The sequence below is a fragment of the Georgenia sp. Z1344 genome, assembly GCF_049856295.1.
In the GTDB taxonomy this organism is placed as follows: Bacteria; Actinomycetota; Actinomycetes; order Actinomycetales; family Actinomycetaceae; genus JB111.
This window is the reverse complement of sequence record NZ_JBNDMZ010000002.1, coordinates 214,199-227,727: the sequence shown is the minus strand read 5'-3', so window position 1 is coordinate 227,727 and position 13,529 is coordinate 214,199. Positions and strand designations below refer to the sequence as shown.

General features: G+C 71.9%; 8 protein-coding genes. 4 read left to right on the top strand and 4 right to left on the bottom strand.

The features are described 5' to 3' along the window. The first annotated feature begins 93 nt into the window (after positions 1–93). The gene (locus tag ACPYO6_RS02870) at positions 94–678 is read left to right on the top strand and encodes a biotin transporter BioY (protein WP_425713384.1); all 585 of its coding nucleotides are present in this window, start codon (positions 94–96) and stop codon (positions 676–678) included. A gap of 173 nt (positions 679–851) precedes the next feature. On the opposite strand, the gene ACPYO6_RS02865 is transcribed toward ACPYO6_RS02870, so the two are convergent. Next, positions 852–2,825 (bottom strand): DUF222 domain-containing protein, encoded by a 1,974-nt coding sequence (locus tag ACPYO6_RS02865; RefSeq protein ID WP_425713383.1) that lies wholly within the window; start codon positions 2,823–2,825, stop codon positions 852–854. Positions 2,826–3,447: 622 nt separating this feature from the next. On the opposite strand from ACPYO6_RS02865, the gene glgX reads away from it, so the two are divergent. The 3 genes from glgX (at position 3,448) to treZ (ending at position 10,400) form a co-directional block, all read left to right on the top strand. After that, on the top strand, positions 3,448–5,721 hold the full coding sequence (glgX, locus tag ACPYO6_RS02860) for a glycogen debranching protein GlgX (protein WP_425713382.1): 2,274 nt from the start codon (positions 3,448–3,450) through the stop codon (positions 5,719–5,721). 111 nt (positions 5,722–5,832) lie between these two features. After that, positions 5,833–8,400, top strand: a complete 2,568-nt coding sequence (gene treY / locus ACPYO6_RS02855) for a malto-oligosyltrehalose synthase (protein ID WP_425713381.1) — start codon at positions 5,833–5,835, stop codon at positions 8,398–8,400. A gap of 119 nt (positions 8,401–8,519) precedes the next feature. Continuing rightward, entirely contained in the window at positions 8,520–10,400 is a 1,881-nt protein-coding gene (treZ, locus tag ACPYO6_RS02850; RefSeq protein WP_425713495.1) for a malto-oligosyltrehalose trehalohydrolase, read from the top strand. 88 nt (positions 10,401–10,488) lie between these two features. Here treZ and ACPYO6_RS02845 read toward each other — a convergent pair whose 3' ends face one another. The 3 genes from ACPYO6_RS02845 to ACPYO6_RS02835 form a co-directional block, all read right to left on the bottom strand. Then, positions 10,489–11,244: an ABC transporter ATP-binding protein gene (locus ACPYO6_RS02845; protein WP_425713380.1), complete on the bottom strand. Its 756-nt coding sequence runs from the start codon at positions 11,242–11,244 to the stop codon at positions 10,489–10,491. After that, positions 11,241–12,302: an iron chelate uptake ABC transporter family permease subunit gene (locus tag ACPYO6_RS02840; protein ID WP_425713494.1), complete on the bottom strand. Its 1,062-nt coding sequence runs from the start codon at positions 12,300–12,302 to the stop codon at positions 11,241–11,243. Before ACPYO6_RS02840 ends, ACPYO6_RS02845 begins: the two co-directional genes overlap by 4 nt. Before the next feature lie 106 nt (positions 12,303–12,408). After that, positions 12,409–13,398 carry an ABC transporter permease gene (locus ACPYO6_RS02835; protein WP_425713379.1) on the bottom strand — a complete coding sequence of 330 codons (990 nt, stop codon included), beginning with the start codon at positions 13,396–13,398 and terminating at the stop codon, positions 12,409–12,411. Positions 13,399–13,529: the final 131 nt, after the last annotated feature.

Genomic DNA, 13,529 nt, shown 5'->3' with positions numbered 1-13,529 from the left:
CCGCACCTGGGACGACGGGTGCGGTCATCCGCCCCGACCTGCGATGCTGCCGGGGCCCACCGGGCGCTCCGCCCGGTCGATGAAGGAGAAGCGATGACCGCCGTACCGTTCGAACGCCGCTCACCCGTGCTGGCCGACCTGCTCCCGGGTGCGCGTGTCCGGGACGTCGCACTGGTGCTCGCCGGTACCGCGTTCGTCACGGTGGCCGGCTGGATCGCCGTACCGCTCCCGTTCACGCCCGTGCCGGTCTCCCTCGCCACGTTCGCGGTCCTGGTCACGGGTGCCGCCCTGGGCCCGATGCGGGCTGCGGCGAGCATCGTCCTGTACGTGGTCGCGGGGACGCTGGGCGCTCCAATGTTCGCCGAGTTCGGGTCGGGCTGGGCGTCCGCGTCGTACGGCTACGTGCTCGGCTACCTCGTGGCCGCGGTGCTCGTCGGCGCGCTCGCACGGCGCCGGGCCGACCGCTCGGTCGTCGGGACAGCGGGCCTCGCCGTCGCCTCGACGGTGACCATCTACGCCGTCGGCGTGCCGTGGCTCATGACCTTCCTCGACGTCGACCTCGCCACCGGACTCAGCCTCGGTGTCGTGCCCTTCCTCGTCGGCGACGTCATCAAGGCCGCGGCCGCCGCGCTCGTGCTGCCGGGAGCCTGGACGCTCGTGCGTCGCGTACGTCGGTAGGCCAGTGGCCGCCGCGCTCGTGCTGCCGGGAGCCTGGACGCTCGTGCGTCACGTGCGTCGGTAGCTCCGCGGTCACGCAGCCGATGGTGACGGCGCTGCGCCGGGTGTGGCGCCTGTTTCGCTCACCATGCGTCGCACCACCGGCCGTGACGACGCCGCGCCGGCAGGTGCAGTCAGGCGCCGTCTGCGCCTTCGACGCCCTCGATGCCCTCGGCCTCATCGATGCCGTATCCGAAACCGGGCCGGACGCCCGAGGCCGTGATCTCCTGTCCGAACCGGTCGTGGAAGCGCCACTGACCACGGGTGCGGACGATCGTGATCTCGCGGGTGTGCACGAGGTCGTGGTGGTGCCAGCACAGCAGGACACCATGCTCGACGTCGGTCGGTCCGTTGTCCCGCATCCACTGCTGGGAGTGGTGGACCTCCCCGAACGCGGGGGGCTCGTCGCAGCCCGGGTACTGGCAGTGTCCGTCCCTGGCGTGGATGGCCCGCGTCATGTGGGCAGGGTGAATCCGTTGTTCCCGTCCGACGTCGAGGACGGTGGACTCCGGTCCGAAGATCACGCGCATGAACGACGATCCGCACGCGAGGCGGGCAAGCATCGACGGCGGGATCGGCGTGCCGTCGGCCAGCCTCGCCGGCTCCGTCCCTTGGAGGACGTCGTGATCGATCGCCGTCGATATGACGTGATCGTCCCCAGGCTCCCACGCCTGCATCCACTCGCGTGCGCGATCGGACAGGTCGAGCTCCGACGACGCACCCGGCCCCCGGTCGAGGGGGAGTCCGAACGCATCGACCAGATTGCCGTGAGGATCGTCGAGCACGGGCGCGCCGTCATCGCCCTCCCGGCCGCCCGGGACCGGATCGGCTCCGGGAGGCCAACCGCCGGGCGGATCGGTGCCTGGTGGAGAGTCGCCGGGCGGATCGGTGCCCGGTGGAGAGTCGCCGGGCGGATCGGTGCCCGGTGGAGAGTCGCCGGCGGGATCGGTGCCTGGTGGAGAGTCGCCGGCCGGATCGAGCCCGGCCGACATGCCGGCGCTCGGGCCCGCATCCGGGTTGTCATGTTCGAGCGGGCGATCGTCGACGCATCGGGGACCACCAGGCGCGGTCAGGGTCGTGCCGGCGGCGACGCCCGAGATGATCCGGTTCGGCGGGAGCCGACGAGCGACCTCGCGGCTGCCGTTGAGCCCGGTCCTCGCGGCCCATCCCGCCGTGGCCGCCTCCGGCGGGATCACCGAGCCGGTCGCCGCAGCCAGCGCCTGCATCGTCTCCAGGCTCACCGTGACGGTGATGTGCGGACGCACCTTCGCGCCCGCCTGCTGCAGCCCGGCATCGAGCGACTGGTGCGCGAGTGCGACAAGAGCACCGGCGCGGCGCTGAGCGGACGTGCGGTCGTCGTCCGCACCCTTGCGGCCCGCGTGCGCCGCGAGAGCGGTCGTCACGACCTGTCCGGAGAGCTCGTCCAACCACCCCGCCACGTGGTAGCCGTCAGTGGTGGGGCTGATCGTCAGCTCCTCGCGCGCATCGGCGTCCCGCCATGCCTTGCCCGCTCCTTCGGGATCGGCGCGCACCTTCCAGGCGGCGACGAGCTTCGCAAAGTCCTGGGCATGCATGAGCTCAGCCTGCTCGACGAGGTACTCCTCCCCCGGCTCGCCGTAGGTGAGCTGGTGGCGCAGCGTCGAGGTCGACTGGGTCTCCCGGACGAGGATCGCGGCGTGCTCCGCACTGATGCGCCCGGCCGCGAGCGACGCCCGCGCACGCGGAAGGTGGTCCCGGAGCACCCGGGCCTGCCGCACCCGCCGGCCGGACTCCGCGGCGTTCGTCCCCGTCCGGTCCCGCAGCCACACCTTGAACGTGCGCTGCCCGTCCAGCGCCCACATCCCGTCGGACTCCACCTTGGCGGTCACCGCCGCCCGGGCAGCGACAACTCCACGCTCGACCTGTTCGACCAGATCAAGTGCCGACATCGCCTCGGCCTGATTCAGGTCCTGCCATCGGGCGCCCGCCAACTCGTCGACCAGAGCGGCCAGCTCCTCGAGGACCGCCCGTGGCCCGCCCCCTGCTGCGCCGTCCGGCGCATCGGCCGCGACCGGCGCCTCGTGCATCTGCCGTTCGTCGTCGGAAGGGACCGAGCCGGGCACTGCCACGTAGGTCGGAGGCTCGTCGAGTCGTGCCACGCGACCGGGCCCACCGGTCCGCTCGACGCCCGCTCTTGAGCCGGGTCCGAGCTCGTCCTCGGGGGACGCCGACAGAGGCTCCCCCACTGCCGGGTATCCGTGAGTGGGATCTCCACCGGCCGGGCCTCGGTGCGCAGCGCAATCCGCCGAGCGGTCTCCCGCTGCCACGGCGGCACGTTCGGCGAGCCAGGCCTCGATCTGCGCCGACAGGACACGCTCGAGCACGGAGGATGCAGAGTCCGGCACCGCGCCGTCGATCGTCGTCGTGCTTCCGTGCACTGCCCCCACCCCCTCGTCCTGACCTACCACCCAACATACTCGAACATCTGTTCGAGCGCAAGAGGTGTTGCGTCGCGCGTGGGGAAGCGTCGGGCCGCGACTAGCCGGCGATGCGCGAGCGAGGCTCCACCGGAACGAGCACGCGACCACACGCCCACGCAACCACCCACACGCCCCACATCCACCACCTCCCCCGTCAGCCCCACCCGGGGCACCGGCACCGCTTTCCACGTCGGACCCACCCCTGTGAGCATCCGCGCATCGTCGGGGGGTCCGCGCGACCCCCACCGCCGGGCATGCCACTCTTGAGCCCATGCAGCACTGGCCAGGCCACCCTTATCCCCTCGGGGCCACGTTCGACGGCGCCGGCACCAACTTCGCCCTCTTCTCGACGGTCGCCGACCGGGTCGAGCTCTGCCTCGTCGACGACGACAACTCCGAGGTCCGCGTCGACCTGACGGAGGTCGACGCGCACGTCTGGCACGGTTACTTCCCCGGCGTCCGCCCCGGTCAGCGCTACGGCTTCCGCGTGCACGGCCCCTGGGAACCCTCCCGCGGCCTGCGCTGCGACCCGACCAAGCTCCTCCTCGACCCCTACGCCAAGGCGGTGGACGGGCAGATCGACGGCCACCAGTCGCTCTTCTCCTACGACTTCGCCGACCCGAGCCGGTTCGCCCCGCAGGACTCGCTGGGCCACACGATGGTCTCGGTCGTCGTCAACCCGTTCTTCGACTGGGGCAACGACCGTCCGCCGGGCCACGAGTACCACGACTCGGTCATCTACGAGACGCACGTCGCGGGACTCACGCGCCTGCACCCCGACGTCCCCGAGGAGCAGCGCGGCACCTACGCCGGTCTCGCTCACCCCTCGATCATCGAGCACCTCACCTCGCTCGGCGTGACGGCGGTCGAGCTCATGCCGGTCCACCAGTTCGTCCAGGACCCCCACCTGGTCGAGCGCGGGCTGTCCAACTACTGGGGCTACAACACGATCGGGTTCTTCGCCCCGCACAACGCCTACTCCTCGCAGGGCAGCCGGGGCGAGCAGGTCGACGAGTTCCGGACCCTCGTCAAGGCGATGCACGAGGCGAACATCGAGGTCATCCTCGACGTCGTCTACAACCACACCGCCGAGGGCAACCACATGGGCCCGACCCTCAGCTTCCGCGGCATCGACAACCCGCAGTACTACCGGCTGGTCCACGGCGACGAGGCGCACTACTTCGACACGACCGGCACGGGTAACTCGCTGTACATGCGCAGCCCGCACACGCTCCAGCTGATCATGGACTCGCTGCGGTACTGGGTCCAGGAGATGCACGTCGACGGGTTCCGGTTCGACCTCGCCTCGACGCTGGCCCGCGAGCTTCACGAGGTCGACAAGCTCTCCTCGTTCTTCGACATCATCCAGCAGGACCCGATCATCTCCCAGGCCAAGCTCATCGCCGAGCCGTGGGACGTGGGCGAGGGCGGCTACCAGGTCGGCGGTTTCCCGCCCCTGTGGACCGAGTGGAACGGCAAGTACCGGGACACGGTGCGCGACTACTGGCGCGGCGAGCCCGGCACCCTCGGCGACCTCGCCTACCGGCTGTCCGGCTCGTCGGACCTCTACGAGCACTCCGGCCGCCGCCCCGTGGCGTCGATCAACTTCGTCACCGCGCACGACGGCTTCACGATGCGCGACCTCGTCAGCTACCACGAGAAGCGCAACGAGGCCAACGGCGAGGACAACCGCGACGGCGAGTCGCACAACCGGTCGTGGAACTGCGGGGTCGAGGGACCGACCGACGACCCTGCCGTCAACGCCCTGCGCGCCCGCCAGCAGCGGAACATGCTCACGACCCTGCTGCTCAGCCAGGGCGTGCCCATGATCTCCCACGGCGACGAGATCGGCCGCACCCAGGGCGGCAACAACAACGTCTACTGCCAGGACAACGAGACGTCCTGGGTGGACTGGGACCTCGACGACGACGCACAGCATCTCCTCGGGTTCACCCGCGAGCTCGTCGAGTTCCGCCTCGAGCACCCGGTGCTGCGCCGCCGCCGCTTCCTCACCGGCGAGCCGCTCGCCGAGTCGCCCGACGGCCTGCCCGACCTCGCCTGGTTCGCCCCCGACGGCGCGCCGATGGCGGACCACGAGTGGGGCGGCGACAACAAGACGATCGTCTGCTTCTTCAACGGCGAGGCCATCGCCGAGCCCGACTCGCGCGGCGAGCGCATCGTCGACGACTCGCTCCTCATCGTCCTCAACGCCTCTCACGAGGACGCCCTCGTCACGCTGCCGCTCGCGGAGTGGGGGCCGACCTGGACGGTCGCGCTCGACTCCGCCGGGGAGCGCGCGCAGCTCGGCGAGCTCGTGGCCGGGTCCCAGATCACCGTCGTCGCCCGGTCGACGCTCGTGCTCCTCAGCCCGCAGGGCTCGCGCGAGGCGGCCCCGGCCGACGGCGTGGCACGCACCGTCACCGGTCGCATCCCGACCTCCCCGGCCTGGGCGGGCGGGCGCCGACAGACGGCGGTCACCGCCGACGAGCCCGACGACGCCGCCCTGCCCGACCCGGAGGAGCTGGCCGCCGACACCCCCGAGTGACCCGCGGGCACGTCCGCCCCGGGCCGGCCAGCACGTCCGTCCCGGATCGGCCAGCACGTCCGCCCCCGAGCGGGCAGACTGGGGTGACCGTCGACGACCCGGAGGACCCACGTGAGACCGGACATCGAGTCCACCGACAGCACGGCCGTCAGCACCACGGCCGACGACGACGCCCGGGCCGCGAGCATCGGGCACCTTCCCGGGCCCGGCCGCCGCACCCCGGTGAGCACCTACCGGCTCCAGCTCGGCGCCGACCTCACGTTCGACGACGTCGCCGCGCAGCTGGGCAACCTCGACACCCTCGGCGTCACCGACCTCTACCTCTCCCCCGTCCTCACGGCGGCACCGGGCTCGACCCACGGGTACGACGTCGTCGACCACACGACGATCTCCGCCACCCTCGGCGGTCGCGACGGCCTCGAGCGCCTCGCGGCGGCGGCGCACGAGCGCGGGATGGGCGTCGTCGTCGACCTCGTGCCCAACCACATGGCGGTGCCGACCCCCGTCTGGCACAACCGCGCGCTGTGGTCGGTCCTCACGCACGGTCCGGACTCCCCCTACGCGTCGTGGTTCGACGTCGACCTGTCCGAGGGCGGGGACGGCGTCCTCATGCCCGTGCTCGGCCGGCGGATCGGCGCGGCGCTCGCCGACGGGGAGATCGAGCTGACCACCGCCGTCGTCCCGGGGCAGGAGGAGGCGGGCGAGCAGCACGTCCTCACCTACTACGACCACGTGCTCCCGGTGCGAGCCGGCACCGAGCAGCTCCCGCTCGCCGACCTGCTCGACCGGCAGTTCTACCGGCTCGCCTACTGGAAGGTCGCCGACGAGGAGCTCAACTACCGGCGGTTCTTCGACGTCGGGTCGCTCGCCGCGATCCGGGTCGAGGACGACGACGTGTTCGACGCGACCCACGCGCTCCTCCTCGAGCTCCTCCACGGCGGGGTGATCGACGCCCTGCGGGTCGACCACCCGGACGGCCTCGCCGACCCGCGCGGATACTTCCGGCGGCTGCACGAGGCCACCGGCGGCGCCTGGGTCGTGGCCGAGAAGATCCTCGAGCACGACGAGGAGCTGCCCGGCGACTGGCCGGTGGCGGGCACGACCGGCTACGACGCGGCGTGGCGCCTGCACGGGATCCAGATCGACCCGTCGGGCCTGGCGACCGCGGGCGCCCTCATGCAGCAGATCGCCGGCGACTCCCCCGGCGACTACGACGCCGTCCGTGACGAGGCCAAGCACCAGATCGTCGACGGCTCCCTCTACGCCGAGGTCCACCGCCTCGCCACCCTGCTCTCCGACGTCTGCGACGACGACGTACGCCTGCGTGACCACTCGTTCCGACCGCTGCTCGACTGCGCGCGCGAGCTCGTCGTCGCGCTGCACCGATACCGCGCCTACGTCGTCCCCGGCGAGGTCGCGCCCCCGGAGTCCGTCGAGCTCGTCGAGCACGCCGCCGCGGCCGCCCGGGAGCGCCTGGACGCGGATCGTCACGAGACCCTCGACGTCGTCGTCGACCTGGTCCTCGGCCGCGAGGTCGGGTCCGCCGGCCGGACCCGGGAGGCGCGCCGCGACGAGATCGTCGTGCGGTTCCAGCAGGTCTGCGGCGCGGTGACGGCCAAGGGCGTCGAGGACACGACCTACTACCGCTGGACGCACCTCCTCTCCCTCAACGAGGTCGGCGGCGCCCCGCACCGGCCCGCGCTCTCCGTGGACGAGCTGCACGCCTGGGCCGGCCGCGCGCAGATGTTCTGGCCCGCCACGATGACGAACGGCTCGACCCACGACACGAAGCGGAGCGAGGACGTCCGCGCCCGCATCGGGCTGATCTCCGAGCACGCCGAGGCGTGGCGCACGCTCGTCACCCACCTGCGCGAGGTCACCGCCGAGCACCGCCCGCCGAACCTCGACGGCCGCACGGAGAACCTCGTGTGGCAGACGCTGGCCGGCACGTGGGGCCCCGAGGGACCGATCGCGGACGAGAGGCTCACCGACTACCTCCTCAAGGCCGTCCGCGAGCAGAAGACGTGGACCACGTGGACGGACCAGGACACGGCGGGCGAGGAGGCGCTCGTCGCCTGGGTCACCTCGGCGACCGGCGACTCCACCGTCCGCGAGGCGTTCGCCGGGTGGGTCGAGTCCACCGCCCACTCGCTGCGCACGTCGGTGCTGGCGACCAAGGCGCTCCAGCTCACCCTCCTCGGCGTGGCGGACGTCTACCAGGGCTCCGAGCTCCTCATGGACTCCCTCGTGGACCCCGACAACCGCCGGCCGGTCGACCACGACGCGATCGCGGCCACACTCGCCGAGCTCGACGCGGGCCGCGCCCCGGTGGGCCTCGGCGAGGAGAAGCTCTCCCTCACGGCGGCGGTGCTCCGGCTGCGCCGTCGCGTCCCCGAGGCGTTCGTCGGACCGCGGTCGGGCTACGCCCCGCTGCCGACCACGACGCAGCACGCGGTGGCGCTGACCCGCACGCTCGACGGCGAACCCCGGGCCGTCACGGTGGCCACCCGCCTGACCGAGGGCCTGCGCGCGCTCGGCGGGTTCCGCGAGCACACCGTCGTCCTGCCCGACGGGACATGGACCGACGTCCTGTCCGGGGCCCGCTACGAGGGCGGTTCCGTCCTGCTCGCCGATCTTCTCGCCGACCGTCCCGTCGCCGTCCTGGAGGCCTCCGCGTGACCGCCGACCGCTCCTCGCACCGCTCCGCCGGCAGCTCCGCCGGCGCCGGCACCACCGCCGACGCCGCTCCGGCCGCGCTCCCCCCGCTCGGGGACCGCGACGCCGCCACCGACGCCCTCGTGCGCCACCCGCTCGTCCCGGCGGTGTGGTCGCCGGGCGCGAGTGCGATCGAGCTGGTCGTCGAGGGTGGAGGTGCCGACCACCAGCCCGGAGCGACCACGACCTCCGACGACGACACCGCCGCGCGCACCGCTCTCACCCGCCGCTCCGGCGGCTGGTGGACCACGGACGCCCCGCTCCCGGCCGGCACGGACTACCGGTTCTCCCGCGACGGCGGCGACCCGGTCCCCGACCCCCGCTCCGCCCACCAGCCGGACGGCGTGCACGGCCCGTCCCGCCTGTTCGACCCGTCCGCCTTCACGTGGACGGACGCCGGGTTCGCCGGGGTCCCGCTGCCCGGGTCGGTGATCTACGAGCTGCACGTCGGCACCTTCACCCACGAGGGCACGCTCGACGCCGCGATCGCCCACCTGTCCGAGCTGGTGGACCTCGGCGTGACGATGGTCGAGCTCATGCCCCTCGCGGCCTTCCCCGGCACGCACGGCTGGGGCTACGACGGGGTCGGGCTCTACGCCGTCCAGGACTCCTACGGCGGGCCGGCGGCGCTCCAGCGCTTCGTCGACGCGTCGCACGGGCTCGGTCTCGGCGTGTGCCTCGACGTCGTCTACAACCACCTCGGTCCCGACGGCAACTACCTCGGCGTGTTCGCCGACTACGTGACCGACCGGCACGAGACGCCCTGGGGCTCGGGCCCCGACCTCGACGGCGAGCACTCGGCCGAGGTTCGCGCCTTCTTCCTCGAGAACGCGCTGCGCTGGCTCGACGACTTCCACGTCGACGCCCTGCGCCTCGACGCCGTCCACGCGATCGCAGACTCCTCCGGGTACCACCTGCTCGCCGAGCTGGCCGACCGGACGCACGCCCTCGGGCGGGACCTCGGCCTGCCGCGCACGCTCGTGGCGGAGTCCGACCTCAACGACGACTCGATGGTCACCCCGACCGCCGAGGGCGGCCGCGGCATGGACGCGCAGTGGGTGGACGACGTCCACCACGCCCTCCACGCGTGGCTCACCGGCGAGCGCGACGGCTACTACGTCGACTTCGGCGAGGGGGCGACGCTCGCCCACGCGCTCACGCGCGTGTTCGTGCACGACGGCGGGTGGTCGACCTTCCGTGAGCAGGACTGGGGCCGCCCGGTGGCGGACGACGTCGACGGCCACCGGTTCGTCGTCTTCTCCCAGGACCACGACCAGGTCGGCAACCGCGCCGTCGGCGACCGGCCGAGCGAGGCGCTGCCCGACGGCGCTCTCGCGATCTCCGCGGCCCTCGTCCTGCTCTCCCCCTACACGCCGATGCTGTTCATGGGTGAGGAGTGGGGCTCGCGCGCCCCGTTCCAGTTCTTCACCGACCACGTGGACCCGGACCTCGGCCGCGCGGTGAGCGAGGGTCGCCGCGCCGAGTTCGCCCGCCACGGGTGGGGCGCCGACGGCTCCGAGCCCGAGGTGCCGGACCCGCAGGACCCGGCCACGAGGGACGCCTCCGTCCTCGACCGCGCCGAGGCCGGCACCGAGCGCGGCCGCCGCATGCGCGCCTTCTACACGGCCGCCGCCGCGCTGCGCCGCGCCGAGCCGGACCTCGCCTCGGGCGACCGCACGGCGACCGCCGTCGAGACCGACGACGACGCCGGCTGGCTCCGCATGACGCGCGGCCGCATCGCGGTCGTCGCGGTCACGGCCGACGCGCAGGTGACGGTGCCGTTCGACGGGACGGCGTCGACCATCGCTGACGACTCCGGGGCCACGAGCGACGACGCGGCGACCACCGGCGCCGACAGCCCGGCCGCCGAGCTCCTGCTCGCGTGGGACCCGGACTCGACGAGCGTGGCGGACGGCGGCGTGACGATCGCGGGCCCAGGCGTCGCTGTCGTGCGGGTCCGCTGAGGCGACGCGGCCCGCACGGGTCGGGCCGTTCGTCGTCGTCGGGCGGGAGTGGCGGGCCCGTCCCCTCTCCGGGCGACCCTCGTCGTCGTCAGTAGTAGACGGCGAGCCTGCCGTCCGGGCCGTCGATGACCCGCACGGGGGTGTCGAAGACGCGGGTGAGGACCTCGTCGGTCATGATCTCCTCGGACGGGCCGAAGTCGCAGACAGCGCCGTCCTTCATCGCGCAGATGTGGTCGGCGTACTTCCCGGCGAAGTTGATGTCGTGCAGCACGATGACGACCGTGCGGCCCAGCTCGGTCGCCGCCCGGCGCAGGTGCTTCATCATCTGCACCGAGTGCTTCATGTCGAGGTTGTTGAGCGGCTCGTCGAGGAGCACGTACTCCGTGTCCTGCGCGAGGACCATCGCCACGTAGGCGCGCTGGCGCTGCCCGCCGGAGAGCTGGTCGAGGTAGCGGCCCTCGAGGTCCCCGAGCTGGAGGAAGTCGATGGCCTGGCTGACGAGTTCCTCGTCCTTCGTCGTCAGGCGCCCCTGCGTGTAGGGGAAGCGGCCGAACCCCACGAGCTGGCGGACCGTGAGCCGGGTGATGAAGTGGTTCTCCTGGCGCAGCACCGACACGATCTTCGCGAGGTCGCGGGACTTCGTGCTCGCCACGTCGTACCCGGCGATCTCGATGGCGCCGGAGTCCATGCCGAGCAGACGGCCGATCATCGTCAGCGTCGTCGACTTGCCGGCGCCGTTGGGGCCGACGAGAGCGGTGACGCCGCAGGCGGGGATCGTCAGGGAGACCGGTCCGATCGTCACCTCGGAGCTGTACTCCTTGCGGACGTCGTCGAGCGTGATCACAGGCGGCCCTTTCGCAGGATGACGACGAGGAAGACGATGCCGCCGACGAACTCGATGAGGATCGAGACGACGCCCGCGGCCGAGAAGATGTTGCGCATGACGAAGTAGGCGCCGGAGAGGACGACGAAACCGGTGAGTCCCGCCATCGGCAGCGTGTACCGGTGGTCGTGGGTGCCGGAGAACTGGTAGGCGAGCGTCGCCACGAGGAAGCCGAGGAACGTCATCCGGCCGATCATCGCGGTGGAGACGGCCATGAGGATCGAGACGAGAAAGAGCACCTTGATGATCTCGGCCCGGTGGTTGACGCCGAGTCCCATGCTGATGTCGCGGCCGAGCGCGACGACGTTGAGCCGTCGGGACCGCAGGAGGATGCCGACCGTACCGACCAGGCAGAGCGGGATCGCGAGCGGGAGGTAGCTCTCGTCGGCGTTCGTCACGGAGCCGAACAGCCGCGCGGTGAGGACGTCGAACTCGCTGGGGGTCAGCAGGCGCTGCATGAAGGTCGACACCGAGCCGAGTCCGGCGCCGATGATGATGCCGACGAGCAGCATGACCTGCAGGTTCGCGTACCTCCCCGACAGCAGCCAGCCGTAGAGGAACATCGCGAACAGCACCATGAGGGCGACCTGCAGGGCGAACTGGGGAACGCCCTGGACCGCGACGACGCCGGCCACGCCGAGGAAGTACACCGCCGAGGTCTGCACGGCGACGTAGAGGGACTCGAAACCCATGATCGACGGCGTGATGATGCGGTTGTTCGTCACCGTCTGGAACGCGACGGTCGCGACCGCCTGGCACGTGGCCACGAGGGCCATGACGACGACGTCGGTGGCGCGCATCTTCGCGATGATCCAGAACCGGTCGTCGGAGATCGGGATCGGGTTGTCGTAGGCCAGCAGGCCGAAGCCGAAGCCGAAGGACAGGACGATCATCAGCGACAGCACGAGCCAGTACCGCAGCCGCTGGCGGCCCGTCTGGAACGCGCCGGCCCTCCGCGGGGTGGTGCGGGCGGCGCTGCTCGCGGATCCGGGCGCGGCCGACGGCGCTGACGCGTCCACGGTCGGGCGTGCGGTGCGGTGCGCCGTCGAGTCGGTCGTCACGTCGTCCTTCCCGGTCGCGAGGGCGGTCGCGCCGGCGGTCGCGGTGCCAGGGGTCGTCGCCGCCTCAGCCACGGCGACGCTGCCTCAGGAGGAGCGCGATGAACGCGATCGAGCCGACCACACCGAGCACGAGCGAGACCGGCACCTCGAACGGGGAGATGATCGTCCGGCCGATGAGGTCGCACACGGTGACCACGCCGATGCCGAGCAGGCACACCCACGGCAGGTTGGAGCGCAGGTCGTCCCCCCGGATCATCGAGACGATGTTGGGGACGATGAGCCCGAGGAAGGGCAGGTTCCCGACGACGACGGTCACCACCCCGGTGGCGATCGCGACGAGGGTGGTGCCGAGCAGGATGATCCGGTTGTAGTTGAGCCCGACGCTCGTCGAGATCTCCTCGCCGAGGCCGGCCACAGTGAAGCGGTCGGCCACGACGAACACGGCGACGCCGACGAGCGCGACGATCCACAGCAGCTCGTACTGGCCGCGCAGCACCGAGGTGAAGCTCCCGGCGAACCAGACGCCGAGGTTCTGCAGCATGTCGGTCGTCAGCGCGACGAAGGTGGAGACGGCACCGATGACCGCGCCGAGCATGATCCCGACGATCGGGACGATGAGGGAGGTCGTGAGCGAGACGCGCCGCAGGAAGAGGAAGAAGATCATCGTACCGACGAACGCGAAGATGACGGCCCCGGTCATCCGGCCGAGGATGCTCGCGCCGGGGAACAGGATCATCACGGTCAGCAGGCCGAGGCCGGCCCATTCCGTGGTTCCCGTGGTCGTGGGCTCGACGAACCGGTTCTGGGTGAGCAGCTGCATGATGAGCCCGCACATGGCCATCGCGGCGCCCGAGAGGACGAGCGCGATCGTCCGGGGCACGCGGGTGATGGCGAACATGTCGACGTCCGTCGGGTTGTCGCCGAAGAGGTCGTACTCCCCCGTGAGCAGCGAGGCGACGAGCAGGAGCGCGACGACGACGATCCCGACGACGAGCGAGCGGTCGACGAGCCTCCCCCTCGTGCGCGCTCGGGGCGCGGTGGCGGTGGTGGTCATCTCGTCTCTCGTTCCTACGGACGTGCGGCGCCGGGCGGCGGCTGCGCCGGGCACGGGTCCGGGGGGGGGGGGGGGGGGGGGGGAGGACAACAAGAAAGGACTACCCGGGGTGGGTAAACCGGGAACCAGTA

Bases quoted from the DNA above. Each gene is read 5' to 3' on its own strand.
- ACPYO6_RS02870 (WP_425713384.1), top strand. From the start codon at position 94: ATGACCGCCGTACCGTTCGAACGCCGCTCACCCGTGCTGGCCGACCTG.
- ACPYO6_RS02835 (WP_425713379.1), bottom strand. From the start codon at position 13,398: ATGACCACCACCGCCACCGCGCCCCGAGCGCGCACGAGGGGGAGGCTC.
- glgX (WP_425713382.1), top strand. From the start codon at position 3,448: ATGCAGCACTGGCCAGGCCACCCTTATCCCCTCGGGGCCACGTTCGAC.